Origin of the sequence: Streptomyces longhuiensis, from assembly GCF_020616555.1 — a bacterium.
In the GTDB taxonomy this organism is placed as follows: Bacteria; Actinomycetota; Actinomycetes; order Streptomycetales; family Streptomycetaceae; genus Streptomyces; species Streptomyces longhuiensis.
Genome location: NZ_CP085173.1, coordinates 2333469 through 2359702 on the forward strand (window position 1 = coordinate 2333469; position 26234 = coordinate 2359702).

The 26234-nt window shown below is 72.5% G+C and carries 23 protein-coding genes; 8 read left to right on the forward strand and 15 right to left on the reverse strand.

Annotated features, from left to right (window positions below):
* From LGI35_RS11015 to argH, 4 genes are all read right to left on the reverse strand, one after another.
* A complete protein-coding gene (locus LGI35_RS11015) occupies nt 1-1185 on the reverse strand; it encodes an ATP-binding protein (protein WP_227293699.1) in 1185 nt (394 codons plus the stop codon).
* 394 nt (nt 1186-1579) lie between these two features.
* Nucleotides 1580-6724: a hypothetical protein gene (locus LGI35_RS11020; protein ID WP_227293700.1), complete on the reverse strand. Its 5145-nt coding sequence runs from the start codon at nt 6722-6724 to the stop codon at nt 1580-1582.
* Nucleotides 6721-7578 carry a DUF4132 domain-containing protein gene (locus LGI35_RS11025; RefSeq protein WP_227293701.1) on the reverse strand — a complete coding sequence of 286 codons (858 nt, stop codon included), beginning with the start codon at nt 7576-7578 and terminating at the stop codon, nt 6721-6723. The genes LGI35_RS11020 and LGI35_RS11025 overlap by 4 nt, the downstream gene beginning before the upstream one ends.
* A gap of 189 nt (nt 7579-7767) precedes the next feature.
* A complete protein-coding gene (argH, locus tag LGI35_RS11030; protein ID WP_116503257.1) occupies nt 7768-9195 on the reverse strand; it encodes an argininosuccinate lyase in 1428 nt (475 codons plus the stop codon).
* A gap of 243 nt (nt 9196-9438) precedes the next feature.
* On the opposite strand from argH, the gene LGI35_RS11035 reads away from it, so the two are divergent.
* The 3 genes from LGI35_RS11035 to LGI35_RS11045 all read left to right on the forward strand — a co-directional run bounded on the left by LGI35_RS11035 (nt 9439) and on the right by LGI35_RS11045 (nt 11799).
* Nucleotides 9439-10026, forward strand: coding sequence for a pyridoxamine 5'-phosphate oxidase family protein (locus LGI35_RS11035; RefSeq protein ID WP_227293702.1), 588 nt, complete (start codon nt 9439-9441; stop codon nt 10024-10026).
* A 3-nt stretch (nt 10027-10029) separates the two neighbouring features.
* Nucleotides 10030-10740, forward strand: a complete 711-nt coding sequence (locus tag LGI35_RS11040; protein ID WP_227293703.1) for a L,D-transpeptidase family protein — start codon at nt 10030-10032, stop codon at nt 10738-10740.
* A 78-nt stretch (nt 10741-10818) separates the two neighbouring features.
* The gene (locus LGI35_RS11045; RefSeq protein WP_227293704.1) at nt 10819-11799 is read left to right on the forward strand and encodes a bile acid:sodium symporter family protein; all 981 of its coding nucleotides are present in this window, start codon (nt 10819-10821) and stop codon (nt 11797-11799) included.
* Between the two features lie 74 nt (nt 11800-11873).
* On the opposite strand, the gene LGI35_RS11050 is transcribed toward LGI35_RS11045, so the two are convergent.
* From LGI35_RS11050 to argC, 5 genes are all read right to left on the reverse strand, one after another.
* Nucleotides 11874-12413, reverse strand: a complete 540-nt coding sequence (locus tag LGI35_RS11050) for an arginine repressor (RefSeq protein ID WP_100597053.1) — start codon at nt 12411-12413, stop codon at nt 11874-11876.
* Nucleotides 12414-12427: 14 nt separating this feature from the next.
* Entirely contained in the window at nt 12428-13630 is a 1203-nt protein-coding gene (locus LGI35_RS11055) for an acetylornithine transaminase (RefSeq protein ID WP_227293705.1), read from the reverse strand.
* Complete coding sequence (argB, locus tag LGI35_RS11060) at nt 13627-14562, reverse strand: acetylglutamate kinase (RefSeq protein ID WP_227293706.1); 936 nt, start codon at nt 14560-14562, stop codon at nt 13627-13629. The genes LGI35_RS11055 and argB overlap by 4 nt, the downstream gene beginning before the upstream one ends.
* Complete coding sequence (gene argJ, locus LGI35_RS11065) at nt 14559-15710, reverse strand: bifunctional glutamate N-acetyltransferase/amino-acid acetyltransferase ArgJ (RefSeq protein ID WP_227293707.1); 1152 nt, start codon at nt 15708-15710, stop codon at nt 14559-14561. Before argJ ends, argB begins: the two co-directional genes overlap by 4 nt.
* An 88-nt stretch (nt 15711-15798) precedes the next feature.
* Nucleotides 15799-16827, reverse strand: coding sequence for an N-acetyl-gamma-glutamyl-phosphate reductase (gene argC, locus LGI35_RS11070; protein ID WP_227293708.1), 1029 nt, complete (start codon nt 16825-16827; stop codon nt 15799-15801).
* Between the two features lie 162 nt (nt 16828-16989).
* Between argC and LGI35_RS11075 the strand changes: the two genes are divergently transcribed.
* The gene (locus LGI35_RS11075) at nt 16990-17436 is read left to right on the forward strand and encodes a DUF6314 family protein (RefSeq protein ID WP_227293709.1); all 447 of its coding nucleotides are present in this window, start codon (nt 16990-16992) and stop codon (nt 17434-17436) included.
* Nucleotide 17437: 1 nt separating this feature from the next.
* On the opposite strand, the gene LGI35_RS11080 is transcribed toward LGI35_RS11075, so the two are convergent.
* The 3 genes from LGI35_RS11080 to LGI35_RS11090 all read right to left on the reverse strand — a co-directional run bounded on the left by LGI35_RS11080 (nt 17438) and on the right by LGI35_RS11090 (nt 20047).
* Nucleotides 17438-18013: a histidine phosphatase family protein gene (locus LGI35_RS11080; RefSeq protein ID WP_227293710.1), complete on the reverse strand. Its 576-nt coding sequence runs from the start codon at nt 18011-18013 to the stop codon at nt 17438-17440.
* 79 nt (nt 18014-18092) lie between these two features.
* Nucleotides 18093-18542, reverse strand: a complete 450-nt coding sequence (locus tag LGI35_RS11085; protein WP_227293711.1) for a GNAT family N-acetyltransferase — start codon at nt 18540-18542, stop codon at nt 18093-18095.
* A gap of 68 nt (nt 18543-18610) precedes the next feature.
* Nucleotides 18611-20047 (reverse strand): aminotransferase-like domain-containing protein, encoded by a 1437-nt coding sequence (locus tag LGI35_RS11090; protein ID WP_227293712.1) that lies wholly within the window; start codon nt 20045-20047, stop codon nt 18611-18613.
* Here LGI35_RS11090 and LGI35_RS11095 point away from each other — a divergent pair.
* Together LGI35_RS11095 and LGI35_RS11100 are read left to right on the forward strand one after the other, a co-directional pair.
* Nucleotides 20046-21014: a DMT family transporter gene (locus LGI35_RS11095; RefSeq protein ID WP_227293713.1), complete on the forward strand. Its 969-nt coding sequence runs from the start codon at nt 20046-20048 to the stop codon at nt 21012-21014. The two genes, LGI35_RS11090 and LGI35_RS11095, sit on opposite strands and share 2 nt — an antisense overlap.
* A gap of 71 nt (nt 21015-21085) precedes the next feature.
* Nucleotides 21086-21280: a DUF1918 domain-containing protein gene (locus LGI35_RS11100; protein WP_100597064.1), complete on the forward strand. Its 195-nt coding sequence runs from the start codon at nt 21086-21088 to the stop codon at nt 21278-21280.
* Between the two features lie 15 nt (nt 21281-21295).
* Here LGI35_RS11100 and LGI35_RS11105 read toward each other — a convergent pair whose 3' ends face one another.
* Nucleotides 21296-22504 (reverse strand): glycoside hydrolase family 10-like protein, encoded by a 1209-nt coding sequence (locus LGI35_RS11105; protein ID WP_227293714.1) that lies wholly within the window; start codon nt 22502-22504, stop codon nt 21296-21298.
* Nucleotides 22505-22679: 175 nt separating this feature from the next.
* Here LGI35_RS11105 and LGI35_RS11110 point away from each other — a divergent pair, with 175 nt between their 5' ends.
* Together LGI35_RS11110 and LGI35_RS11115 are read left to right on the forward strand one after the other, a co-directional pair.
* On the forward strand, nt 22680-23540 hold the full coding sequence (locus tag LGI35_RS11110) for a 3-hydroxybutyryl-CoA dehydrogenase (RefSeq protein ID WP_227293715.1): 861 nt from the start codon (nt 22680-22682) through the stop codon (nt 23538-23540).
* A 208-nt stretch (nt 23541-23748) separates the two neighbouring features.
* Nucleotides 23749-24006, forward strand: coding sequence for a hypothetical protein (locus LGI35_RS11115; protein WP_227293716.1), 258 nt, complete (start codon nt 23749-23751; stop codon nt 24004-24006).
* A 15-nt stretch (nt 24007-24021) separates the two neighbouring features.
* On the opposite strand, the gene LGI35_RS11120 is transcribed toward LGI35_RS11115, so the two are convergent.
* Together LGI35_RS11120 and LGI35_RS11125 are read right to left on the reverse strand one after the other, a co-directional pair.
* Complete coding sequence (locus LGI35_RS11120; protein WP_116503218.1) at nt 24022-24567, reverse strand: NUDIX domain-containing protein; 546 nt, start codon at nt 24565-24567, stop codon at nt 24022-24024.
* 74 nt (nt 24568-24641) lie between these two features.
* Nucleotides 24642-25982, reverse strand: a complete 1341-nt coding sequence (locus LGI35_RS11125) for an NsdA family TPR-like regulatory protein (RefSeq protein WP_227293717.1) — start codon at nt 25980-25982, stop codon at nt 24642-24644.
* Nucleotides 25983-26234: the final 252 nt, after the last annotated feature.

Genomic DNA, 26234 nt, shown 5'->3' on the forward strand with positions numbered 1-26234 from the left:
TCAGCCCTCCAGGACGGAGCGCAGGTCCCACAGCGTGCGCCAGGTCGCGGAGCCCTCCTCGGCACGGCGCCGCACCGCGCCGTCCCAGTAGCCGAGCAGCCGCGCCGCGTCCGCCGGGTCGTCCTTGCGGACCACGCCCGTGAGATGGCCCGGCAGGAGGGCGAGGGCGTCGCGGTCGCCGGGGAAGTAGGCGGCGGCGACGCCGAGCGCCGTCGCCACGGAGACGGCCTCGGCCGTGCTCATCACGGTGGACGGCCGCTCCACCTCCCAGCCCTCGGCCGAACGGCCCGAGCGCAGCTCGCGGAAAGCGGTGACCAGGACGTCGAGGACCATGTCGTCGAGCTGGTACGCGGCGCCCGCCCGTTCGACGGCCGCCTTCGACTGGCGGCGTACGAGGTCGAGTTCGGCGTCGAAGTCGCCGATGGGGCCGACCGTCTCGAAGTTGAAGCGGCGCTTGAGCGCGGCGGACATCTCGGAGACGCCCTTGTCGCGGAGGTTGGCGGTGGCGATGACGTTGAACCCGGGGGCCGCGTGGGCCTGGGCCGCGTCCGTGCCGGCCAGCTCCGGGACGGCGATGCGCCGCTCGGAGAGGAGGGAGATCAGGGCGTCCTGTACCTCGGGGAGGCAACGGGTGACCTCCTCCACGCGTGCGACGGCGCCCTGGGTCATGGCCGCGAGCACGGGTGAGGGGACGAGCGCCTTGGGGCTCGGGCCCTGGGCGAGCAGCAGGGCGTAGTTCCAGCCGTACTTGAGCTGGTCCTCGGTGGTGCCCGCGGTGCCCTGGACGGTGAGGGCGCTGGTGCCGCTGACGGCGGCGGCGAGGAGTTCGGACAGCATCGACTTGGCCGTGCCGGGCTCGCCGACCAGGAGCAGTCCGCGCTCGCCGGCGAGCGTGACGACGCAGCGCTCCACGAGGGCGCGCTCGCCGACGAACTTCCGCCGGACGGCGAGCCGACGCGGCACGCCCTCGCCGGCGTCGGCGCCGTCGGGCAGGCGCAGCGGTTCGTCGGCGCCCATCACGAACGTGACGACGGCGCGCGGGGTGAGCCGCCAGCCGGGAGGCCGAGGACCGGAGTCGTACGCGGCGAGGAAGGCGAGTTCGTCGGCGTACAACTCCTCGGGCGGCACGATCTGCCGCGGCGCGGAGGGCGTCGCGCCCTGGACGGTGTCGGTCGTGGTGCTCATCGGCGAAGCTCCCGCGGCTGCGTGGCCCCGCACTGCGCGGCCGGGACGGAATCGGTGGTGGTCGTGCTCACGGGGCGGGGCTCCCGCAGTCGCGTGCCCCGGCACGGCGCGGTCGGAACGGGGTCGGTGGTGGTCGTGCTCACGGGGCGGGGCTCCCGCAGTCGCGTGCCCCGGCACGGCGCGGTCGGAACGGGGTCGGTGGTGGTGGTCGGAACGGGGTCGGTGGTGGTGGTCGGAACGGGGTCGGTGGTGGTGGCCGGCGACGACTGCGTGACCGGACGGCGCCTATCAGGCTCCGCCGGGGTGACCCGTGCCGCCCTCGTCGTCATTGGTCGCTGCGCCACCCGACAGCGCGGGCCTCGCACCGCCGAGGTGACTCGGCGCACCCTCGTCGTCATCGGCGCCTCCCCTTCCGGGTCGCGCGGGTCGTGAGTTCTTCGAAGGCCGGGACGTCGCCGGCGCGTACCCGGTCCCACGCGCGGGTGAACAGTTCCGGGACGGGCAGCAGCGGGACCGTCGCGGTGTGGCCAGGGATGTCGTACAGGTCCCGCTTCCAGGGCTCGACGGGCAGCGCGGGCGCCTTGAGGGCCAGCCAGGCGCCGGGCAGGAACAGGCCGCGTCCCGCGCGGGTGCGCTTCGCCTCCACCACCAGTGCGGTCGCGGCGAGTTCGGCGCGGGCCTTCTTCACGCGGGCGGGCTTCCAACCGGTCCAGCGCGTGCTGTTGCGGTCGGTCGGGTCGGGCAGAGCGAGCAGTTGCAGATAGAGTGCGGCGGCGTCCTCACCGATGCCGTGCGTCCCGGCGACCTCGGTGACCAGGCCGGGGACGCTGCGCGTGGGGTCCTGCGCGTAGCCCTCACATCCTGCCACTGGCCCACCCGCACCCTGCCCGTCCACACCTGGCACGCCCGCCGTCACCGCGCGCTCCAGACCATCCCCCAGTACCGCCCTGATCGCCCGCAGCGGGGCGTCCGCGCGGTAGCCGGCGAGGCCCTCGATCAGGCCGAGTGCCGGGTCGTCGGGGCCGGTGAGGCCGGCCGGGCGTAGGAGGACGGCCTCCTGCTGGTGCCAGGGGTGGAGCACGAACGCCTCGCCCACGCGCGTCAGCCCGTCCGCTCCGGCGCCGCCCGTCTCGGGCATGCCGTGCGCCTTGCGCAGTTCGGGCGCGGTGGCGCCGCCCTTCTCGGTCCAGGCGAGGCCGAGCTGGAGCAGCAGCTGCGGGTCGGCGAGCCGGGTGCGCAGCGCGTCGAGGGCGCCGGGCAGGGCGGCGCGCAGCGGATGCCCGTACGGCAGGCCGTACGCGAGCGCGCCGAGCGCCGACACGGCGGGCAGCAGGTCCCTGACGTGCGGAACGGCGGTGGCGTCGTCGCCCGTCAACCGGCCGTCCGCGCTGAGTCGTTGGACGGTGGTGCGGCTGAGCCACGGAGTGTGCCGGGGGTTGAGCACAGCCTCGGCGTTGCCGATGGTGGAGACCCCGTTCAGCGAGATCTCCATGTCCTCGGGGAGGCGTACGAGGGTGCCGAACCGCTCCGTCCATACCGCCCGGGCGGCCTCGACGGCCGGCCCGGTCTCCCAGAGGTCGGCGACGGTCTCGGGGAGCAGCGCGGTGACGACATCGACGCGGCTCTGCCACGTGAGCGCGGTGAGGCGATCGTTGCCCGCCTCCACCTGAGTGCGGGTGAGTCCGGAGCGGGCCTGGCACTCGGCGGATGCGGCGTCGTCGGCGAGGACGCCGCAGGGGCGTCCCGCGAGGAGCAGCGCTGCCTGGACCGGGCCGCAGCCGGGCGCGGCCGCCAGCGCGGTCGCGTTCTCCGCGTCCCAGGGCGTGGCGCCGCGCTCGCGGACGAGGGCGGCGACCGACGCGATCCGGTCGCCGGGGAATGTGCCGGGGATCCGCTGCGCCTCACGGGTGATGAAGTGGGCGACCGGCCCGAACGCGCCCGAAGGGTCGTGGTCCAGAGCCAGCCAGTCGACCTCGTCGTCGTGACTGCGCGTGCGGACCGCCGCGAGGATCGCGACGGTGCGGTCGCCGAGGCGGAGGACCTGGCCGGGGCGCGGCCGGTAGGCGCCCTTCTCGCAGAGTTCGACGCTGCGCAGCTGACGGTCCGGGTCCGCGAGGGTGCCTTCGGCGACGGCGTCCAAGAGGTGCAGGAGCGCGGACCTGTCGGTCTCGTCCATGCCGGGGACGGTGGCGCGGTACGCAAGCGCGGGCAGGTGACGCAGGACGCTCAGCCAGGTGGACGTGCAGCTCGGGATGGTGAGTTCGTCCGTGGTCCAGCCGCCGGTGAGCGTCGCGAGGTCGTGTCCGCCGGGCAGCGGGGTGCCTTCGGCCGCCTTGCCCGCGATGACGTGGCCGACGGACTTGATCTGGCGCAGTGTGCTCCAGGTGTCGGGGCTCCAGTAGCCGTGAACGGTGTGGCCGAGGACGCCGCGGATCGCGCTGAGCAAAGTCCGGTCGTCGCCGTCGCGGGGAGAGAAGTCGTGGAACATCTCCTGCCTGCGCGCCGCGACGGGCTGTGCGGCCACCGTCTTGGGGTCGGTGAACTCGGCCACGGATTCACGGAGTTGGACCATGGCGAGCGTGATGGCGCCGACGCCCGCGTGCAGCGAAGGGTGCCCGATCGCGGGCAGGGCACGCTCGGTCGCGGCGAGCAGGTCGCGGTCGAACTGGTCGGACGCGGCCTTCTTCTGCTCGTCCGTGAGGGCGGTCCTGGCCTCGCCCGTGGTCGTCCTCCGGTGCTGTGCCAGCGCTGCCGCCGCGTCGTCCGCCAGTGCGGCTGCCTGCTCGTCGGCGAATGCGCGCAGTGCCTTGGAACCGTCCTCGTCGCGGGCCCGCATGGCGTGCCAGAACGATGCCGGCGGGACGAGCGGCGTGCCGGCCGCGTACTGCGCGCCCGCCCGGGACGTCACGGTGTCGCCGAAGGACCCGTCGGCCGGTCCGGCGCCGTCCGCGTAGAGGCCCAACTGGTTTCCGTCGAGGGCGAGTACGGGCTCTGCTCCGCCGGGCAGACGCAGCGCGCCGAGCGGCACGGCGGTGGTACCGCTGGTGAAGCGGGCGGGCAGCGCGACCTCGCGGCCGTCGGGCGTGCCCGCCGTCAGCCGCTCCTCCGCGCCGTCTCCGGGACCGTCGCTGCGGACCCAGCGGCCGAGGACCGTGCCGTCGGTGCCGAGAGGGCTGTTCTCCAGGCCCGCCTTGAGGGGCAGTACCTGGCAGTCGGCGTGCCGCAGCCGTCCCTCGTCACGCACGGCGCCCGCGAGGAGCGACGGCAGGGAGGCGCGGCCGGTGGCGCCGGTGGCGGCGTCGTACTCGATCCATGTGCTGGCCGTGCTCGTGGTGCGCAGCCGCCAGTGGTTCACGCCGTCGCCGCTGACCCGGTGTTCCTTCGGCAGGGTGGTGTCGCCCGCGTGCAGGGGGCGGGCGCCGGTGCTGCGGCCGCCGTCGGGCAGGGGCAGGGAGGCGTCCAGGGTGTGAGCGCGCCACTGGGTGGCCGACTCCCCGCCGAGCTGGAAGACGTCGGCGGGGCGCGAGGACCAGTAGGCGCGCTGCTTGCCCTCGTGCCACCAGGTGACGAGAAGCTCACCGCCGACGAAGCGGAAGGCGGGCTGACGCCAGTGGTCGGGCTTGCCGGAGATGCGCAGGTCGTGTTCGAGGAGGATGCCGTCGGGTCCCGCGACGACGGCCTTGTCCCGGTGGGCGACGATCAGCGCGGGCCAGGCCTCCTGGACGGTGAGCCCGTCGCCGTGGCGCTGCTCGGGTACGGGCCCGAGCAGTTTCATGGCCTCTTCGAGCGCGGGCCAGCCCAGTTCGTCGACGATGCCCGCGCGCAGGGTGCGGCCGAGGTTGCCGCTGAGGTCGTGGGCGCGGACGCGGGCGACGGCGTCGGGTGCGACGTCCGCCGCGACCGACCGGAAGCGCCTGAGGTGCTGGAGCGCCGAGCGGGCGCCGGGCAGACCCGCCGCCGCGGTGAACGCCTCGGCCTGCTCGGTGAGCCACTCGGCCAGGAGCGGGCGGAGCACCGGGTGCTCGGCGACGGCGAGGGTCTTGCGACTGCCCACGCTGCGGTGGGAGTTGCCGCCGATCGCCTCTTTGAGCAGCGGCCGGAACCGCGTGTCGGCGGCTACCGCGGCGAGGTCGCTGCGGCCTGTGTCGGGTCCGCCGAACCAGTCGTCGAGGCCGATCCCGTGACCGTCCATACGGGGCGCGGGGTCCACCACGGCGACGCCTGACGCGAGGCACACATCGATGAGGTCCAGGTCGGCCCAACTGCGCCAGCCGCGCCCGCGGAACAGGTCGACCGGCCGCCCCTCGGCGCGCAGGCGGGCCGCCATGCGCTCCACAAGGCCGTACGTCATCGGGGAGCGGCGCACCCCGCGCCAGCCGCCCTTCAGATGGGTGGACCAGCGCGACAGCCAGTCCCCCGCGTCGACGGCCGCGTCCGGGGCCGGGTCGGTGAGGAGCTGTTCGGCGCCGGTCTCGGCGAGCAGCTCCAGCCAGTCGCCCTCGGAGCCGTTGTCGTGTCCGAACCCCGTCGGCATGATCTCCAGCAGCCGCCTACGGACGGCGGGTTCCTGCGCCGCGAGGACCAGGAGGGTGGGCCGGTACGCCGTCCAGAACGTGCCGGGGGCGCGTACCACCGCCGGGGAGGCCAGGAGGTCGGCGAGAAGCCGGCACTCCTCCTCGACCCGGTCCAGGCCAGCGGCCTTGATGAGCTTGCGGGCGTCCTGCGGCAGGGCGGCGTACGGCGGCATCCCGGCGCCGCAGCGCTCGACGATGAGCCTGCGGTACTGCTCCCAGGCCGCCTGTGGCGCGAGACGCTGCGTCAGGTCCCGCACATGGTCCTTGAGTGCCTTGACGGTGAGCGCTCCGGCGAAGGCGAACTCGAGGAACACCGCGCGCTGCCGCTGCTCGTCCACGACGAGGCTGTGGACGCGCTCGGCCTCGCGTGCCTTGCCGAAGAGGGCGGCCGCGTAGGCGGTGTTCTCGTGCCGGAGGAAGGCCCGGCCCGCCTCCTCGTAGTACGTGGGCAGGAAGTGCGGGACGGAGCGCCCGAGGCGCTCGCCGAGCTCCTCGAACCCGTCCTTGGCGGCGCCCGCGCGGGTCTTGGCCATGCGGGCGAGGCGCTCGACGTCCTTGACGAGGGCGAGGGCATGGTGCCCGTTCTCCGGGTCGTTCACCAGGGCCCAGGCGGGGAAGCCGAGGGTTTCGCGGCGCACCTGGCCGAGCCCGTCGCGGACGCTCGCGCGCCGCAGCCCGAGGAAGTCCAGGGCGAGGTCCTCGGCGTCGCCGAGCGTGCCCGGCACGAGGCGCACGACGGTGCGCCCTTCGAGAACGGGGTGGGTGTACGCGCGGGCCGTCAGGTCGTCGGCGTCCTCGCCGCGGTGTGCGCCCGGGAGCAGGACGGCGCCCGCCTCCAGGAGCGCTCCCGTGTCCACCGTGCCGTCACCCGTGCTCATCGCGCCCCGCTCCCCCGCCGTACCCGCTGTGCTGGTCGTGTCTGCCGCGCCCGGACCCGCGCCCGCGCCGCTCACCGCCGTGCTCACGCCGCCTGCTCCCCGTCCTCGAGCTCACGGCCCGCGTAGAGGGCGGCGGCCATGCGCATGCCCTCCGACCAGGCCACCGGCCCGACTTCGGCGAGGGCCAGGGCCTGTCCGCCCTCGGTGGTCCAGGTGAGCGGTCCGGTCTCGGTCTCGGCGTAGCCGTCGTAGTCGCCGATCCAGACGCGGGCCTCGACGGTGCGTCCGGCTTCGAGCACGGGCTGGACGGCGTGGCCGCCGCGCACCCGATAGCCGAGGGACGTGGCGCGGCCGGCGAGGAAGCGGAGTTCCTTGAAGGCGCCGCCCTCGTAGTCGTCGACCGCATGGGCGGCCGGGTCGCGGTCGGCGCCGCGGGTCCAGATCTCGCGGAACAGCTGCTGGATGCCCTGGTCGACCCCCAACTCGACGGCGAATTCACGCAGTTCACCGAGGTCGTCCAGGAGGACCGGGTGGGGAACGCTGATCTGCCGCGGGCGGATGCGCACGGTGTCCCCGTCGAGGTCGACGAGGCCGATGCCGCGCTCGGGGTCGGCGTCGCGCAGGAACCCGGCGACCGTCCCGTCGTCGCCGGTGACGACCAGGTCCTTCAGGGCGGCGCGCCAGGCCGGGTCGGGCCAGACCTCGGCGAGCACCGCGGCCGGTACGGGAAGGGAGCGGGTCATCCAGCGCTCGGCCCGCTCCCGGCAGTCGCGCTCGTGCCGCTCCAGCCACTCGGTGAGCTGCCGGAGCCCGATGACGGCCTGCTCGTCGGCGATCTTCGGCGGCACCGACTTCAGGAGCCGCCCCTTGCTGTTGCGGCAGACGACCTTGCCGCCGTCGTCCAGGGCGACTTCATAGTCGCCCGCGCGCATCCACCCCACCACTGCCTCCCCGACAGTCGATTCCCGTTCCCCAGATGTCGACCACCGGTCGTGGGCGCGCGCCGAAGGCACGCGTCACGAGCACCGGTTGTGAGCCGGTGTTGATCAACTGCCGGAAACTTTAGAGGCAGCCACTGACAACGCGGTGTGGCCCGGCCCCCTGAAGGGCCGGGCCACACAAAGGGCAGGTCAGGACTTGGCGTCGGCCCACGCGCGCTGCACGGCGAGGTCGTCCTTCACCTCGGCGAGCTGCACCGCGACGGCCGAAGGAGCGGTGCCGCCGCGCCCGTTGCGCGAGGCGAGCGCGCCCGGCACGTCGAGGACGGTGCGCACCTCGGGCGTGAGGTGCTCGGAGATCTTCGCGAACTGCTCGTCCGTGAGCTGGTCGAGCTCGATGCCGTGCTGCTCGCACTCCTTGACGCACTCACCGGCGACCTCGTGCGCGACACGGAACGGCACGCCCTGCTTGACGAGCCATTCGGCGATGTCGGTGGCGAGCGAGAAGCCGGCCGGGGCAAGCTCCTCCATCCGCTCCCGGTTGACCGTGAGCGTGGCCATCATGCCGGTGAACGCGGGCAGCAGGACCTCGAGCTGGTCGCAGGAGTCGAAGACCGGCTCCTTGTCCTCCTGGAGGTCGCGGTTGTACGCGAGCGGGAGTGCCTTGAGCGTGGCCATCAGGCCGGTCAGGTTGCCGATCAGGCGGCCGGACTTGCCCCGGGCGAGCTCGGCGATGTCCGGGTTCTTCTTCTGCGGCATGATCGACGAGCCGGTGGAGAAGGCGTCGTGGAGGGTGACGAAGGAGAACTCCTTCGTGTTCCAGATGATGATCTCCTCGGCGATGCGCGAGAGGTTCACGCCGATCATCGCGGTGATGAAGGCGAACTCCGCGACGAAGTCCCGCGACGCGGTGCCGTCGATGGAGTTGCCGGCCGAGCCGCGCTCGAAGCCGAGGTCCTTCGCGACGGCCTCCGGGTCGAGGCCGAGCGACGAACCGGCCAGGGCGCCGGAGCCGTACGGCGAGACCGCCGTGCGCTCGTCCCACTGCCGCAGCCGCTCGGCGTCCCGGGACAGGGACTGGACGTGCGCGAGGACATGGTGTGCGAACAGGACCGGCTGGGCGTGCTGGAGGTGCGTACGGCCGGGCATGGCGACGTCGGCGTGCGCCTCGGCGAGGCCGACGAGCGCGTCCTGGAGGTCGGCGACGAGGCCACCGATGACGCGCGCGTGGTCGCGCAGGTACATCCGGAAGAGCGTGGCGACCTGGTCGTTGCGGGACCGGCCCGCGCGCAGCTTGCCGCCGAGGTCGACGCCGAGGCGCTCCAGCAGGCCGCGCTCCAGCGCCGTGTGGACGTCCTCGTCGGCGATCGTCCCGACGAACGAGCCGTCCGCCACGTCCGCTTCGAGCTGGTCGAGGCCCGCGAGCATGCGGGTCAGCTCGTCCTCGGTGAGCAGGCCCGCCTTGTGCAGCACGCGCGCGTGGGCGCGGGAGCCGGCGATGTCGTACGGCGCCAGTCGCCAGTCGAAGTGGACCGAGGCGGAGAGTTTCGCCAGGGCCTCGGCGGGGCCGTCGGCGAACCGGCCGCCCCAGAGGCGGACATCGCCGGTGTTGCTGCTCACGGTTGCTCCTAGATGTGCGGTGACGCGGGGCGGGTCTTCTCTTCCCCGTCCCGCCCCTTCCCGTAACGGGTATCAGGCGAGGTCGCGCTTCGCCGCGCTCTTCGAGGACGGGGCGAAGACGCCGATGACGTCATGCATGAGTATGCATTGCACTGCATGATTCGTCAATCGATCCTTTCCCGAACCGCGGCGCACGCGAAATCCTTAGACAGGCGAACGACCTCGGGTCGATAATCCAGAACCATGGGAAAGACCTACGAACGCATCGACGGCAGACTCCGCACCTTCATAGAGGAACAGCCCATGTTCTTCACCGCGACCGCACCCCTCTCCGGGGACGGCACGGTGAACCTCTCCCCCAAGGGGCTGACGGGATCCTTCGCCGTGCTCGACGAGCGGACCGTCGCCTATCTCGACTTCGCCGGAAGCACCGCCGAGACCATCGCCCACCTGCGCGAGAACGGCCGCATCACCCTCATGTGGTGCGCCTTCCAGGGCCCTCCGAACATCGTCCGGGTGCACGGCCACGGAGAACCCGTCTTCCGTGACGACGCCAGGTTCAAGGATCTGCTCACACACTTCCCCGACATCGACCCGACCCAGCACGGCCTGCGCGCGATCATCGTGGTCACCGCCGAGCTCGTCCGCGACAGCTGCGGATACGCCGTCCCGTTCATGTCGTACGACACGGACCGCGACCTGCACGGGAGGCGCTTCGCGCGCGAGGACGACGCCTCCCTGAGCGAGTACTTCAAGAAGAAGGACCACATCGAGCACAGCATCGACGGACTTCCGGGGCTGCCGCTTCCGCTGCCTCCGACTACCGTCTGACACATGCGCTCACGACCTGTCACCATCGCGTACCTGGCCGCGACGGCCGCCCTGCTGATCCTGGGCGCGGCACCGCCCGGCGGGCCCGTGCCGCTGCCCGCGCGCATGGCCGACACGGGCGGCGGCTCCCAGCTCGTCACCGCGCAGGCCGCGCGCACGGGCTCCACCACCGGCACCGTCACCTGGTGGGACCGGCGCGACGGGCGGTGGGTCGCGGCAGGTTCGGCGGCGGCACGGTTCGGGTCGAAGGGCCTCACCGACGGCGCCTCGCGCAAACAGGGCACGTACACGACACCCACGGGCCTGTACGGCCTGCCCTACGCCTTCGGGACCGAGCCCGCGCCGGCCGGCACGACCACCGCCTACCGGCGCGTGCACCAGGACTCCTGGTGGTGCCAGGACAACGACTCGCGTTCCTACAACCGCTGGACCGAGCCGCGTCCGGCCGACTGCCGCGCCGCCGAGTCCGAGCACCTCGTGTCGTACGCGACCCAGTACGCGCACGCCTTCGTCATCGCCTACAACTACGACCGGCCGGTGCGCGGGCGCGGAGCGGGGATCTTCCTTCATGTGAACGGGCGCGGGGCGACGGCCGGGTGTGTGTCGGTCCCGGCGGACGCGATGCGGCGCATCCTGCGCTGGGCCGAGCCGGGCCGGCGACCACACATCGCGATCGGCACCGACGCGGGCGCGACCGCGATCACGCGCTATTGAGGCGGCACAGTGAAGATGTAGGGACCACATAACGAGACGGGGTTGCGGGCACGCCGGGCGGGGGCGTTGCATCGCCCGGTGCAGACCGAACAACTGACCCCGCAGCAGACCCAGCCGACGGACACCGGCAACCGCGCGGCGCGCCTGGCCGTCACGGTGTTCCCCGTACTCGTGCTCGCGGCGGGCGGTATCGGGCTCGCCCTGCCGGACGCCTTCGCGAGCTGGAAGACGAACGTCCCGTACCTGCTGGGTGTGGTGATGTTCTGCATGGGGCTCACGATGACCCCGCACGACTTCAAGGGCGTCGCGAAGCGGCCCTGGGCCGTCGGCCTCGGACTCGTCGCGCACTACGTGATCATGCCGGGGCTCGGCTGGCTGATAGCCAACGCCCTCGACCTGCCGCCCCAGTTGGCGGCGGGCGTGATCCTCGTGGGCTGCGCCCCCAGCGGCACGGCCTCCAACGTGGTGACCTACCTGGCGCGCGGCGACGTGGCCCTGTCCGTCTCCGTCGCCACCGTCTCGACTGTGCTCGCCCCGCTCGTCACGCCGCCGCTGACCCTGCTCCTCGCGGGCGAGTTCCTGCCCGTGGACGCGGGGTCGATGGTCACGGACATCCTCAAGACCGTGCTGCTGCCGGTCATCGCGGGACTCGTCGTGCGCCTGATCCTCGGCCGGTACGTCGACCGGGTGCTCGGCTTCCTGCCCTGGCTGTCGGCGCTGACGATCGCCGTCATCGTGGCCGTGGTCGTCGCGGGCAGCGCGACGGCGATCAAGTCGGCGGCCGGGCTCGTCCTGCTCGCCGTCGTCCTCCACAACGGCCTCGGCCTCGCACTCGGTTACGGCGCCGGAAAGCTGGCCCGCCTCGGGCCGCCCGCGTCCCGCGCGATGGCGTTCGAGGTCGGCATGCAGAACTCGGGGCTCGCCGCCTCGCTCGCCACGGCCCACTTCAGCCCGCTCGCGGCGCTCCCCGCCGCGGTGTTCTCCGTGTGGCACAACGTGTCGGGCGCCCTGGTCGCGGCCTGGATGTCGTACCGGGCGCGCCGCGCCGAGCAGGCCTGAGGAACGCGAAAGCGCCCCGGACCGCCCGTGGATACCGGGCGGTCCGGGGCGCGAGCCCGAACGATTCAGCGCACTCAGTGGTCGTTCTGGGCGAGCCGCAGCAGATGGTCGGCGAGCGCCTGCCCGCCGGCCGGGTCGCGGCTGATCAGCATCAAGGTGTCGTCACCCGCGATCGTGCCCAGGATGACCTGGAGTTCCGCCTGGTCGATCGCCGACGCGAGGAACTGGGCGGCGCCGGGCGGAGTGCGCAGGACCACGAGGTTCGCCGAGGCCTCCGCGGAGATCAGCAGTTCCCCCGCGAGCCGCCGCATCCGCTCCTCCTTGGCCGAGCCGCCGAGCGGGGCCTGCGGGGTGCGGAAGCCGCCCTCGCTGGGCACCGCGTAGATCAGCTCGCCACCGGTGTTGCGGATCTTGACCGCGCCGAGCTCGTCCAGGTCCCGGGAGAGCGTCGCCTGCGTGACCGTGAGGCCGTCGTCGGCGAGGAGCTTCGCCAGCTGGCTCTGCGAGCGCACCGGCTGCCGGTTGAGGATGTCCACGATCCGGCGGTGGCGCGCGGTGCGGGTCTGCGGCACGGCGGGTCCCGCGGCGTGCTCGTTGTCCTGCGCCTGACTCATCGTCGTCCCATTCCTCAGGATCGTCCTTCCCCGTCGGCCCCTTCGAGGGCCTTGTCCAGAACGCCCGGCAGCGCCTGGAGCAGGGTGTCCACCTCGTCGTCGTGGAGGTTGAGCGGCGGCATGAGCCGTACGACATCAGGGGCGGGCGCGTTCACCAGGAGGCCGGCGTCCTGAGCCGCCTGCTGCACCTGGGGCGCGAGCGGCTCGGTGAGCACGATACCCAGGAGGAGACCGGCGCCCCTTACGTGGGCGACGAGCGGGTGCCCGAGCGAGGTGATTCCGTCCCTCAACCGCGCCTCGGCGCGCTTCACGTTCTCCAGGAGGCCCTCGCCCGCGACGGTGTCGAGCACCGCGAGGCCGGCCGCGCAGGCGACGGGGTTCCCGCCGAACGTCGTGCCGTGGTGACCGGGCTTGAGCAGCTCGGCCGCCTCGCCGAACGCGACGGTCGCGCCGATGGGCAGTCCGCCGCCGAGCCCCTTGGCGAGCGTGACGACGTCGGGGTCGATGCCCTCCTCCGCCTGGTGAGCGAACCAGTGGCCGGTCCTGCCGATGCCGGTCTGCACCTCGTCGAGGACGAGGAGGGTGCCGGTGGCCCGAGTGATCTCCCTGGCCGCCCGGAGGTAGCCGGCGGGCGGCACGACGACGCCGTTCTCGCCCTGGATCGGCTCGATGATCACGAGCGCGGTCTCTTCCGTGACCGCCGCCCGCAGCGCCTCGGCATCGCCGTACGGGACATGCGTGACGTCGCCGGGCAGCGGTACGAACGGCTCCTGCTTGCCGGGCTGGCCGGTCAGCGCGAGGGAACCCATCGTCCGGCCGTGGAAGCCGCCCCGGGTGGCGACCATGTGCGAACGGCCCGTCAGGCGGCCGATCTTGAAGGCGCCCTCGTTGGCCTCGGCGCCCGAGTTGCAGAAGTACACGCGGCCGGACCGGCCGAAGAGCTGGAGGAGCCGTTCGGCGAGTGCGACGGGCGGCTCGGCGACGAAGAGGTTCGAGACATGGCCGAGGGAGGCGATCTGCTCGGTGACCGCCCGGACGACCGCGGGGTGCGCGTGGCCGAGGGCGTTGACCGCGATGCCGCCGACGAAGTCGACGTACTCCTTGCCGTCGGCGTCCCACACCTTGGCGCCCGCGCCGCGGACGAGGGGCAGCCGGGGCGTGCCGTAGTTGTCCATGAGCGCGCCCTGCCAGCGCGCGGTCAGCTCCTGGTTGCTCATGACTCCCCCTGTGCGTCGATGGTGCTCACGTCGGTGGCCTCGGGGGCGTCCGGCACGACCATCGTGCCGATGCCCTCGTCGGTGAAGATCTCCAGGAGGATCGAGTGCGGGACCCGCCCGTCGATGACACGGGCGGTCGTCACGCCGCCCCGCACGGCGTGCAGGCAGCCCTCCATCTTGGGCACCATGCCGCTGGCCAGCTCGGGAAGGAGCTTCTCCAGCTCACTGGCGGTGAGCCTGCTGATGACCTCGTCGGAGTTCGGCCAGTCCTCGTAGAGGCCCTCGACGTCGGTCAGGACCATCAGGGTCTCGGCGCCCAGCGCCGCAGCGAGTGCCGCGGCCGCCGTATCGGCATTGACGTTGTAGACGTGTCCGTCGTCCTGGGAGCGGGCGATCGAGGAGACGACCGGGATGCGGCCGTCGGCGAGCAGGGCCTCGATGGCGCCGGTGTCGATCTCGGTGATCTCGCCGACCCGGCCGATGTCGATCAGTTCGCCGCCGATCTCGGGCTTGTGCTTGGTGGCGGTGATGGTGTGCGCGTCCTCGCCGGTGAGGCCGATGGCGAGCGGGCCGTGCTCGTTGAGGAGCCCGACGAGTTCGCGCTGCACCTGGCCGGCCAGGACCATCCGCACGACGTCCATCGCGTCCTCGGTGGTGACCCGCAGGCCCGCCTTGAACTCGCTGACGATGCCGTGCCGGTCGAGGGCCTTGCTGATCTGCGGTCCGCCGCCGTGCACGACGACGGGCTTGAGGCCCGCGTGGTGCAGGAAGACGACGTCCTGGGCGAAGGCGGCCTTGAGGTCCTCGTCGATCATGGCGTTGCCGCCGAACTTGATGACGACGGTCTTGCCCTGGTGCCGGGTGAGCCAGGGCAGCGCCTCGATGAGGATCTGTGCCTTGGGCAGCGCGGTGTGCTTCCGTGTCGTGCTCATGAGCTGTACGCGCTGTTCTCGTGGACGTAGTCCGCGGTCAGGTCGTTCGTCCAGATCGTCGCGGTCTCGGAGCCGGCCGCCAGGTCGGCGGTGATGACGACCTCCCGGAAGCGCATGTCGACGAGCTCGCGGTCCTCGCCGACGCCGCCGTTCTTGCAGACCCAGACGCCGTTGATGGCGACGTTCAGCCGGTCGGGCTCGAAGGCGGCGGCCGTCGTGCCGATCGCGGACAGCACCCGGCCCCAGTTGGGGTCCTCGCCGTGGATCGCGCACTTGAGGAGGTTGTTACGGGCGATGGAGCGGCCCACCTCGACGGCGTCGTCCTCGGTCGCGGCGTTGACGACGTCGACCCTGATGTCCTTGCTGGCGCCCTCGGCGTCGCCGATGAGCTGGCGTCCGAGGTCGTCGCAGACGGTGCGGACGGCCTCGGCGAACTCGGCGTATTCGGGGGTGACTTCGGTGGCACCGGAGGCCAGGAGCAGCACGGTGTCGTTCGTCGACATGCAGCCGTCGGAGTCGACGCGGTCGAAGGTGACCTTGGTGGCGTCGCGCAGGGCCTTGTCCAGGACGTCGGCCTCCAGGTCGGCGTCCGTGGTCAGGACGACGAGCATGGTGGCGAGGCCGGGGGCGAGCATGCCCGCGCCCTTGGCCATGCCGCCGACCGTCCAGCCGTCGCCCTCGAACACCGCGGTCTTGTGCACGGAGTCGGTGGTCTTGATGGCGACGGCGGCCTTCTCGCCGCCGTGCGGGCCGAGCTGCGCGACCGCCGTGTCGACGCCGGGCAGGAGCTTGTCCATGGGGAGGAGTTCACCGATGAGGCCGGTCGACGCGACGGCGACCTCGCCCGCGTTCAGGCCGAGCGCCTCCGCGACCTTCTCCGCCGTGGCGTGCGTGTCCTGGAAGCCCTTGGGACCCGTACAGGCGTTGGCGCCACCGGAGTTGAGGACGACGGCGGACACGAGCCCGCCCTTGAGGACCTGCTCCGACCAGAGCACCGGCGCGGCCTTCACGCGGTTGGAGGTGAAGACGCCCGCGGCGGCCAGGCGGGGCCCGCTGTTGACCACGAGGGCCAGGTCCGGGTTGCCGTTCTGCTTGATCCCGGCGGCGATGCCCGCGGCCGTGAATCCCTTGGCTGCCGTCACACTCACTGTGTCTCCTCGTTCGCTTCTCCGCCCGCGCAGCGCGGCGGCGCGGGTTTCGTCGTCGCCTGCCGCCGGGCGGCTGCGCGCGCGTCGCTCACGGCGCGACTCCGATCGTGGTGAGCCCGGTGGTCTCGTCGAGACCGAGGGCGATGTTCATGCTCTGGAGGGCACCGCCCGCGGTGCCCTTGGTGAGGTTGTCGATGGCGCTGATCACGATGATCCGGCCGGCCGCCGAGTCGTACGCGACCTGCACCTGCACGGCGTTCGAGCCGTACACCGAGGAGGTCGCGGGCCACTGCCCCTGCGGGAGCAGGTGCACGAACGGCTCGTCGGCGAAGGCCTTCTCGTAGACGGCCCGTACGCTCTCGGCGCTCACGCCCGGCTTCGCCTTGGCGCTGCACGTGGCGAGGATGCCGCGCGGCATCGGGGCCAGCGTCGGCGTGAAGGAGACGGAGACGGGCACACCGGCGACCGCGCCCAGGTTCTGGATCATCTCGGGGGTGTGCCGATGCCCGCCGCCCACGCCGTACGGGGACATGGAGCCCATGACCTCGGAACCGAGCAGGTTCGGCTTGGGCGCCTTGCCCGCACCGGACGTCCCGGACGCGGCGACGATCACGGCCTCCGGCTCGGCGAGCCCGGCCAGGTACGCGGGGAAGAGCGCGAGGGAGACGGCCGTCGGGTAGCAGCCGGGCACCGCGATGCGCTTGGTGCCCTCCAGCGCGGCGCGCGCGCCGGGCAGCTCGGGGAGCCCGTAGGGCCAGGTCCCGGCGTGGGGGCTGCCGTAGAACTTCTCCCAGTCGCCCGCGTCCTTCAGCCGGAAGTCGGCGCCCATGTCCACGACGAGCGTGTCCTCGCCGAGCTGCTCGGCGACGGCGGCGGACTGCCCGTGCGGCAGCGCGAGAAAGACCACGTGGTGGCCGGACAGCACCTCGGCTGTCGTCGGCTCGAGGATCCGGTCGGCCAGCGGCATCAGGTGCGGCTGGAGCGCACCGAGGGGCTGCCCCACGTTCGAGTTGCCGGTCAGGGCGCCGATCTCCACATTGGGATGAGCGAGCAGCAGACGCAGCAGCTCTCCGCCCGCGTATCCGCTTGCCCCTGCCACTGCTACGCGTACCGCCATGGAACCCTCCTCTTGGATGGCATGACTATACGCCCGCATGCACGTTTATGCAATGTGAGTCCGTTGGTGCACGGCATTCCCGGCGGCGCGACCCCGTCGCCGGGCGGGGTCCCGGCAGGCGGCAAAATGGGGAGCACGGGGCAACGAGATGGGTGGGACGAGATGAGTGAGGCCTGGCCGGTTCCCGACGTGCTGGCCCATCTGGCGGGCCGGTGGCACGTCGAGCGGACGGTGCGGGACCTCGCGGGCGACGCGGCCGGCACCTTCTCCGGGACCACGGACTTCACCTACGACGACACGGGCGGGCTGCTGCACCACGAGGCGGGGACCTTCGTGTGGCACGGCACCGCCCGGCCCGCCGAGCGCAATCTGCGGTTCCTGCCGGGAGACGCTCCCGGCACGGCCGTCGTGCGGTTCTCCGACGGCCGCTTCTTCCACGACCTGGACCTGCGCACCGGCCGCCACACGGCGGACCACCCCTGCGCGGCGGACCTCTACCGCGGTGAGTTCGAGGTGACAGGACCGGACCACTGGCGGATGGAGTGGCGGGTCAAGGGCCCGGCGAAGGACCTGGTGCTCACCACCGCGTACACGCGCGCCGCGCCCTGAGTCACACCGCGGCGTCGAGCCGCACGCTCCAGCGGCCCGCGCTCCCCGTGAGGACGGCGGCCGACAGGGGGCGTACGTCGATGTTCCAGTACGTCGACGGGGGCGCCTTGAGCGCGTAGACGAGCGCCGCCCGTACCACGGCCGGCTCGGCGACCGCCACGACGGTCGCGCCGTCGTCGTTCGGCCGCGTGTCGAGCCAGCCGCCGACCCGCGAGATGAACGCGAGCAGCGACTCCCCGCCGTGCGGCGCGGAGCGCGGGTCGCGCAGCCAGGCGTCGACGGCGCCCGGCTCGACGGCCGTCACCTCGGCGAGCGTGCGCCCGCGCCAGCGGCCCATGTCGCAGTCCCTCAGGGCGAGTTGGGCCAGAGGCGCGAGGCCGAGCGCCTCGGCGGTGCCGCGGCTTCGGGCGGTGGGCGCGCAGTAGCGCAGCTCCGCCGCGGCGAGCGGCACCAGCGCGGGCGAGGCCATCTCCACCTCGTGCCGGCCGGTGTGGTCGAGGGGCCGGTCGTCGTCGAAGCGCTCGGCGAGCAGCGAGGCGCTGCGCGCGGCGGCGAGAAGCGTCACGCGAACGGGCATGCGGTGATCGTGGGGCGTGCCACGGCTGCGGTCAAGAGTCCACGGGGCGTATGCCGGCCGCATGCGCCCCGCCGCGCGTTCACCGCAGGGTGAGCACCATCCAGTTGTCCGGTTCGGCGAGTGCCGCGAAGCCCACCTTGTCGTACACCCCGTGCGCGTCCCGCGTGGCGAGCATGATGCGGCGCAGGCCGAGCGGCTCCAGGTGGTCGCGGACGGCGGCGACGAGCGCGGATCCCACGTTCTTGCCGCGGACGGCCCGGTCCACGTAGACGTCGCAGAGCCAGGCGAAGGTGGCGTGGTCGGTCACGACACGGGCGTACGCGACCTGCTCGCCCGAAGCGGCGTCGTACACACCGAAGTTCAGCGATCCCGCGATCGCCCGGTCCTGGTGTTCGCGGGCGCGGCCCAGGGCCCAGTAGGCGTCCGTGGAAAGCCATTGGTGCACGCGGGCCGCGTCGACGCGGGCGGCGTCGGTCGAGATCTCGTAGCCGTCGGGCAGCGCGGGGGCCGTGGTGTGTGTGTCGGTCATGACGCGAGATTCGCAGGCGGGCCGGTGGCACGTCGAGCAGGTTTCGGGCGCCGCCCCCTCCCGTTCGCCTACTCGAGTACCTCGTCGCACGCGGTCCGCAGCCGGCGGATGCCCTCCGTGATCTCCGCGGGCCCGGCGACCGCCGCGAAGCTGAGCCGGATGTGCGGGGCCGGGGGCTCGGCGGAGAAGTAGGGGCGCCCGGGCGCGACGGCGACGCCCGCGCGCAGCGCCCCCGCGACGAGCGCCGCCTCGTCCGTGCCGTCGGGCAGCCGCGGCCACAGCAGACAGCCGCCCACCGGCACGTGCCCCACCGTGAGTTCGGGCAAGGTGGCGCGCAGGGCCGCCGCCATCGTGTCGCGGCGCACCTTCAAGTGGGCGGACACGGTGCGCAGATGGCGCGGCCAGGCCGGTGAGCCGACCAGTTCGAGGGCGGCCTCCTGGAGCGGGCGCGGCACGAAGAAGTGGTCGACGACCTGAATCGCGCGCAGCCGTTCGAGGACCGGGCCGCGCGCGGCGAGGCAGCCGATGCGAAAGCTCGGCGAGGTCGCCTTGGTCAGGGAGGAGACATGGACGACGACGCCGTCGTGGTCGTCGGTGGCCAGCGGCCTGGGCAGCGGTCCCGCGTCCTCGTGGACGAGGCGGCGCACGAAGTCGTCCTCGACGATGAACGCGCCGGCCTCGCGCACGATCCGCAGCACCTCGGGGCGCCGCTGCGCGGAGAGGACCGCGCCCGTGGGGTTCTGGAACAGCGGCTGGCACACGAACACACGCGCCCCCGTCGCCCGGAACGCCTCGGCGAGGAGCTCCGGACGCACCCCGTCCGTGTCGACCGGCACGGGCACGGGCCGCAGCCCCGCCGCGCGCGCGATCGCCAGCATGCCCGGATACGTGGGTGATTCGACGAGGACGGGTGCGCCGGGCGGGGCGAGGGCGCGCAGCGCGGTGGCCAGGGCGGACTGGCCACCGGAGGCGATCAGTACCTCGGCGGCGGTGATGGCGCCGCCGAGGCCTCGGGCGAACCACTCGCGCAGTTCGGGGATGCCGTCGACCGGGGGCCGCCCCCACGCGCCGGGGCGGCGGCCCGCACGGGCCAGAGCCGCGGCCATGGCGCGTTCCGGCTGGAGCGAGGGGTGCAGATAGCCGCCGTTGAACTCGACCACTCCCGGTGGCGGGGCGGAGAGCGTGACCAGGACTCCGGAGGCGTCCACGGCCCGCGGCACCAGCTCGGTCGCGGAGTCGGCGCTCAGCGCGAGCGCCTGCCAGGAGGTGTCACCGGCCGGCTGTGCCGCGGCGCGGGGCTCCGCGCGGAACGCCCCGGCCCCCGGACGTGTCACGACGAGCCCCTCCGCGGCGAGCTGCGCGAGAGCGCGCGACACGGTCACCGGGCTGACCCGGAACCGTTCGACCAGAGTCCGGCTGGACGGCAGCTTTCCACCTGGAGAGTAGCGGTCCAGCTCACCGCGCAGCCGTTCCGCCAGTTCACCCACACTGCTACGCTCATGCATGAGGACAGAGAATAGCGCTACTACCGCCACTGGGATAGCAGTCGACGCGAGCGCGGCCCCCGCCGCGGGCACCGCACCACGTCCTGGCCCCACCCCCCTGACCGCGAAGGCGACCCGCGGCGGGACCGTCCTCGCCGCGCTCGGCGTCACCGCCTTCTCGCTCACCTTCCCCGCCACCGCCTGGGGGCTCGAAGGGTTCGGGCCCTGGAGCCTCGTCACCGTGCGGAGCGTCCTCGCCGCCGTGATCGCCGGCTGCTGTCTGCTCGCGCTGCGCGTCGCCGTCCCCGAGCGCCGCCACTGGGCCGGTCTCGCCGTGGTCGGCGCGGGCGTCGTGCTCGGGTTCCCGCTGCTCACGACGCTCGCCCTGGAGACGGCCACCACCGCGCACTCCGCCGTCGTCGTCGGCCTGCTGCCCCTGACGACCGCCCTGCTCTCGGCGCTGCGCACCGGCGCGCGGCCCTCGCGCAGCTTCTGGATCGCGGCGTGCGCGGGCGCCGCCGCCGTGATCGCGTTCACCGTGCAGCAGAGCGGCGGCACCCTCACGACCGCCGACCTGTACCTCTTCGGCGCGCTCCTCATCTGCGCCGCCGGCTACACGGAGGGCGGCCGCCTGGCCCGCGTGATGCCGGGCTGGCAGGTCATCGCCTGGGCACTCGTGATGTGCCTGCCGCTCGCCGTGCCGGGCGCGCTCGTCGCGCTGAGCCACGAGCCGGTGAACCTGACGGGGCACGCCGTCGCTGGGCTGCTCTGGGTGGCCGCGGGCTCGCAGTTCGTGGGCCTGGTCGTCTGGTATCGGGGCATGGCCGTCATCGGCATCCCCAAGGCGAGCCAGCTCCAGCTGGCCCAGCCGCTGCTCACCCTGGTCTGGTCGGTGTTCCTGCTCGGCGAGCACCTCTCCCCCGCCGCGCCCCTGACCGCGGCGGCCGTTCTCGTGTGCATCGCGGTGACGCAACGGTCCCGCGGCTGAGGGTCCCCGACCCCGGGACTCGGTCCTACCCTTGAGATACGGGTCGACGAGGGACGAGGAGGTCACTCACGATGCGTGCCACCAAGGGCGACCATCTGCGTGTGCACGGCAGGACCGTGGGCGAGCACGACCGGGTCGCGGAAATCGTCGAAATCATGGGCCACGACGGCGAGCCGCCGTTCAGGGTCCGCTTCCAGGACGGCCACGAGGCGGTGATGTCACCGGGTCCCGACTCCGTCGTGCAGCACGAGGAGCCGGCTCCCTAGTCACACCTGGCCCGCTCAGTAGTGGTCCTCGACCACCCGGGCCATGGCGCCGATCCGGTCGGCGCCCACCTCCTTCGCCGAGAAGAACACATGTCCGTTCACCTGCGGATAGCGCTCGGCGAAGGTGAGGTGGCGGGAGAGTTCGGCCGGATCCTGCCACTGGACGGGCTGCGCCGGATCGCCCGCCTTGTAGAGCGCCTCGCCCGCGTAGAGGCGCACCCCCGTTCCGCGTGCGACGTCCGACCACCAGGGCACGAGCTTCGCGTAGTCCGCGGCGGCGAAGCCGATGTTCCAGTAGATCTGCGGGCAGATGTAGTCGATCCAGCGCTCGCGCACCCACTTGCGGGTGTCGGCGTGCAGGTCGTCGTAGGTCTGCACCCCGGCCCGGGTGTCCGAGCCGAGCGGGTCCGTCGCGGCGTTGCGCCACACGCCGAAGGGGCTGATCCCGAACTGGGTGCGCGGCCTGATCCGCTTCACGCTCGCGGCCATCTCGCGCACGAGCCGGTCGGTGTTGTCGCGCCGCCATGAGGCCCGGTCCGGGAAGTTCCCGCCGTGCGCCGCGTAGGCGTCGTCGTCGTCGAAGACCTGGCCCGCGACCGGATACGGGTAGAAGTAGTCGTCCCAGTGCACGGCATCGATGTCATAGCGGCGGACGGCGTCGAGCATCGCGTCCTGGACAAACTTGCGCACGTCGGGCAGGCCCGGGTTGTAGTAGAGCTTTCCGCCGTAGGGGACGACCCAGTCGGGGTGCAGGCGGGCCGGGTGCGTGGACACGAGACGGGAGAGATCCGTGTGGTTCGCGACGCGGTAGGGGTTGAACCAGGCGTGCAGTTCGAGCCCGCGCCGGTGGGCCTCCTCGACGGCCGTGCCGAGCGGGTCCCAGCCCGGACTCTTGCCCTGCACCCCGGTGAGGACGCCCGACCAGGGCTCGTACGAGGAGGGCCACAGCGCGTCGGCCGTCGGCCGTACCTGGAAGACCACGGCGTTCAGGTGCCGGCCCACCGCCGTGTCGAGGTGGGCGATGAGTTCCGTACGCTGCTGGGCCGCGCTCAGTCCCGGCTTCGACGGCCAGTCCCGGTTGGCCACCGTCGCCAGCCACATGCCCCGCATGTCGCGGGCCACCGGAGCGTGACGGGACCCGGCGGCGGCCGCGTCCCCCGCGGCGAGCCCGGTCAGCGCGGCCGCCGCCGCGACGGTGAAGCCCCTGCGTGACAAATGCCTCATCCACTCACCCAATGGCCAACAGGCCCGGCTGTCCCGGGCCGCACTGGGGACAGCATGCCCGACCCGGGCCGCCGCGTACGGGAGGTTCCGAGTAACGTGCAGGGCCGAGGCAGGCGCCGGAACCCGGGGGTCCTGCCGGCCGGAGAACAGCGAAAGGCACGAGGTGACCGACCCTATGGGGGACATCCAACGCGTCGGAGTGGTGGGCTGCGGCCAGATGGGAGCCGGGATCGCAGAGGTCTGCGCCCGCGCCGGTCTGGACGTCATGGTGGCGGAGACCACCGGAGAGGCCCTGGAGATCGGCCGTACCCGGCTGCACAACTCCCTCTCCAAGGCGGCCGAGCGCGGCAAGATCAGCGCGGAGGAGCTGGCCGAGACCCTGGGCCGCCTGAGCTTCACCACCGACCTCGGGGAGTTCTCCGACCGGGACCTCGTCATCGAGGCCGTCGTCGAGAACGAGCAGGTCAAGACCGAGATCTTCCAGGTGCTCGACCAGGTCGTCACCCGGCAGGACGCCATCCTGGCGTCCAACACCTCCTCGATCCCGCTGGTCAAGCTGGCCGTGGCGACCTCGCGCCCCGACCACGTCATCGGTATCCACTTCTTCAACCCGGCGCCCGTGCAGAAGCTCGTCGAGCTGATCCCGGCCCTCACCACCTCCGAGGGCACCATCAGCCGCGCCCAGGCCCTCGTCGAGAAGATCCTCGGCAAGCACGCGATCCGTGCCCAGGACCGCTCGGGCTTCGTGGTCAACGCGCTGCTGATCCCGTATCTGCTCTCCGCGATCCGGATGTTCGAGTCGGGCATCGCCAGCCGCGAGGACATCGACAACGGCATGGAGCTCGGCTGCGCCCACCCCATGGGCCCGCTCAAGCTCTCCGACCTCATCGGCCTCGACACCGTCGCCTCGGTCGCCGACTCGATGTACGCGGAGTTCAAGGAGCCCTTGTACGCCGCTCCCCCGCTGCTCCAGCGGATGGTCGACGCCGGCCGTCTCGGCCGCAAGACGGGCTCGGGTTTCTACCAGTACTCGTGACCCCGCGCGGTTCGACACCGCGTTGACTCTGCGTAGTCGGAAGTTCGGGCCCGGCGCTCTTCGGAGTGCCGGGCCCGAACCATTCGCACACCGTGTGCGCACCGGGCCCGCATATGCCCATCGCACACTCTCCCGCCGTACCCACCAGGCGAGTTGACTTTCCGTGCGTAAGACAACGGATCTGCCGACTACGGAAAGGAGCCGACCCGTGACCGCCGACCCCGAGCGTCCCGTGGTCCCGGAAGAACTCGCGGAGTTACGCCGCAGTCTCGATGTGGGTCTCGCCCGCGTCGACGGCAAGCTGGCGTTGCTCACCCAGCGCGATGAACAGAGCGTCAAGGATCAGGACGATCTGAGCACCCGGGTCGCCCAGCTCGAGCACACCCGATGGCCGCTGCAGGCCGTCGCCGCGATCACCGCGGCCGGCGCGCTCGCCCTTGCCGTCTGGCAGGCGCTGGGACGCTAGCGCCTTTCGTCCGGGTCAGGCCGGGGTGTCCTGCCCCAGCCTGAGATGGTGCAGCATCAGCAGCGCGGCCGCCATGTTGGCGGCCGGGACCTCGCCGCGGGCGACCATGTCGGGGACGAGCTTGAGAGGGACCCACTCCCTGCGGTCCGACTCGAAGTCGTCCTCGGGATGGCCGATGTACGAACCCTCCTCGGCCCAGTAGACGTGGTGCCTGGCGTCCTCGAGACCGTTGGACGGCTCCACGCTCATCAGATGGCGTAAGGGTCCCGGCCGCCAGCCGGTCTCCTCCTCCAGTTCCCTGGCGGCCGCGGCGGCGATGTCCTCGCCGTCCTCGACCACCCCCGCCGGGAGCTCCCAGCCCCAGCTGTCGGTGATGAAGCGGTGCCGCCACAGGAGCAGCACCTCGTTGGCCTCATTGACCACGGTGGCCACGGCGACCGGCCGCAGCCTTATGACGAAGTGGTCGAGGTGCCGGCCGTCCGGGAGCTCGACATCCGCGAGATTGACCCGGAACCAGCGGTTTTCATACACCGTTTGTTCGTTCTGTTTCGTCCACTGCACGGTTCTGCCACCTTCCGCCGAGTTAGATGGCAATATCGCAGCAGCGGAGCGTGAGAGAGCGGTGCAGGTCGGGCTCAGAGCGGTACGCGCAGTGCCCCGTCGATGAGTTCGGCGGCCTCGGCTGTGCCGGCACAGCCGTTGCGCACCAGGTGTTCGCGTACCGCCCGAAGTCTGTCGCGCAGCCGCTGCGACTCCATTCCCCGCGCCTGCTCGGCCATCTCCACGGCGATCGCCACGGCCTTCTCGGCGTTGCCCTGTCTCAGCTCGATCTGGCTGAGCATGGCGAGCCGGTGCACCCGCCCCCGGTCGTGGGCGGGGTTGTGCACGGCCGCCGCCGCGTGTTCACGCGCCGAGGCGAGGTCGCCGAGGCTCAACAGGGCCTCCGCCACCTGCACGTTGACGAGTCCGGGCTGGACATAGCCCGTCTCGTCCGGTTCGTGACCGCGCCGGATGCGGTCGGCGGCCGACTCGGCACGCCGGATGCAGGACAGGGCGCTGCTGCCGTCGCCGAGGTGCGCGTACGCCTTGGCCTGCATCGCGTACAGATCCGAGGCCAGCGCGGGCGTGATGTGCCGTCCGGCGGCCCGCAGCGCGGCCTCCGCGAAGGCCACCGACTGCCGGTACTGCCGCATGTGGAGCGACTGGTTGACCAGGAGGGCGATGACATAGGCGCCGAGACCGCGGTCACCGCTCGCCTTGGCGAGGCGCAGGGCCTGGTGGAAGTAGCGCTGGGCGAGGCCGTGCGCGTCGGAGTCGTAGGCACAGATGCCCGCGATGGCGACCAACCCGCCGGTGGCGCGGTGCAGTTGGCGGCCCGTCTCGTCGGTGTAGCTGCCGCGCAGCAGGGGCGCCGCCTCCGTGTTGAGGAAGCCGACGATGCGGGTGCGCGTCGCGATGCCACCGGCCTTGCGGTACATCTGCTCGTAGTGCGTGCGGGCCGAGCGCATCATCTCCAGGTCGGCGGCGCTGACCCGGTGGCGCCCACCGCGCGACACATCGGTGTCCTCGGGCGGGTTCTCCCACTCCCATACGGGCATCACGGCCGGGGTCCCGGTGACGGCGGGGGCGCCCAATATGTGGGGCCGCTGCTGTTCGTCCGAGCGCCACAGGGCGGTGGCCCGCTCCACGAATCCGGACAGGCTCTGGCCGTGCGGGGTGGCCGGTTCGCCGGGCATGCCCAGGCCGATGTCGTCGAGGGTGACGGGGCGGTGCAGGCGGGCGGCGAGGACCTCGCAGATGAGGTCGGGCACCTGGCCGCGTGGCCGCTGCCCCTTCAACCACCGTGCGACGGCGGTGTGTTCGTAGCGCAGGGCGAGTCCCCTGGCGCGGCCCGCCTGGTTCACATGTGCGGCGAGGCCCGCATGGGAGATCCCTGCCTCGTCGAGGATCGCGTCGAGCAAGGTGTTGGGCTGCATGGAGGGCCCTCCGGTGGCTCGGTGCCGTCAGCGTAGTGGAGAGGGCTTCACACGGGGTGTGAACGGAGTGCCCGAATCCGGGTGTTGCGCACTCTTTTGTGGCGTGATGCAACTCGATTGACTGAACTGCCTCGCAAGAGGCCGGCCGGGCCGCCGGCTCCCCCTCGTACAGTGCGGCGGCCCGTTTTGCGCCGTCCGACCGGCTGCCTGCCCGACACTCCGCGGCCGGCGGACGGCGCGCCCCGGGGTGGG

Excerpts from the sequence above, each read along its gene's own strand:
- LGI35_RS11080 (WP_227293710.1), bottom strand. The coding sequence starts at position 18,013 with ATGCCCGTTCGCGTGACGCTTCTCGCCGCCGCGCGCAGCGCCTCGCTG.
- LGI35_RS11105 (WP_227293714.1), bottom strand. The coding sequence starts at position 22,504 with ATGAGGCATTTGTCACGCAGGGGCTTCACCGTCGCGGCGGCGGCCGCG.
- LGI35_RS11075 (WP_227293709.1), top strand. The coding sequence starts at position 16,990 with ATGAGTGAGGCCTGGCCGGTTCCCGACGTGCTGGCCCATCTGGCGGGC.
- LGI35_RS11090 (WP_227293712.1), bottom strand. The coding sequence starts at position 20,047 with ATGCATGAGCGTAGCAGTGTGGGTGAACTGGCGGAACGGCTGCGCGGT.
- LGI35_RS11100 (WP_100597064.1), top strand. The coding sequence starts at position 21,086 with ATGCGTGCCACCAAGGGCGACCATCTGCGTGTGCACGGCAGGACCGTG.
- LGI35_RS11050 (WP_100597053.1), bottom strand. The coding sequence starts at position 12,413 with ATGAGTCAGGCGCAGGACAACGAGCACGCCGCGGGACCCGCCGTGCCG.
- LGI35_RS11110 (WP_227293715.1), top strand. The coding sequence starts at position 22,680 with ATGGGGGACATCCAACGCGTCGGAGTGGTGGGCTGCGGCCAGATGGGA.
- argC (WP_227293708.1), bottom strand. The coding sequence starts at position 16,827 with ATGGCGGTACGCGTAGCAGTGGCAGGGGCAAGCGGATACGCGGGCGGA.
- LGI35_RS11095 (WP_227293713.1), top strand. The coding sequence starts at position 20,046 with ATGAGGACAGAGAATAGCGCTACTACCGCCACTGGGATAGCAGTCGAC.
- LGI35_RS11040 (WP_227293703.1), top strand. The coding sequence starts at position 10,030 with ATGCGCTCACGACCTGTCACCATCGCGTACCTGGCCGCGACGGCCGCC.
- LGI35_RS11055 (WP_227293705.1), bottom strand. The coding sequence starts at position 13,630 with ATGAGCAACCAGGAGCTGACCGCGCGCTGGCAGGGCGCGCTCATGGAC.
- LGI35_RS11085 (WP_227293711.1), bottom strand. The coding sequence starts at position 18,542 with ATGACCGACACACACACCACGGCCCCCGCGCTGCCCGACGGCTACGAG.
- LGI35_RS11125 (WP_227293717.1), bottom strand. The coding sequence starts at position 25,982 with ATGCAGCCCAACACCTTGCTCGACGCGATCCTCGACGAGGCAGGGATC.
- argB (WP_227293706.1), bottom strand. The coding sequence starts at position 14,562 with ATGAGCACGACACGGAAGCACACCGCGCTGCCCAAGGCACAGATCCTC.
- LGI35_RS11015 (WP_227293699.1), bottom strand. The coding sequence starts at position 1,185 with ATGAGCACCACGACCGACACCGTCCAGGGCGCGACGCCCTCCGCGCCG.
- LGI35_RS11035 (WP_227293702.1), top strand. The coding sequence starts at position 9,439 with ATGGGAAAGACCTACGAACGCATCGACGGCAGACTCCGCACCTTCATA.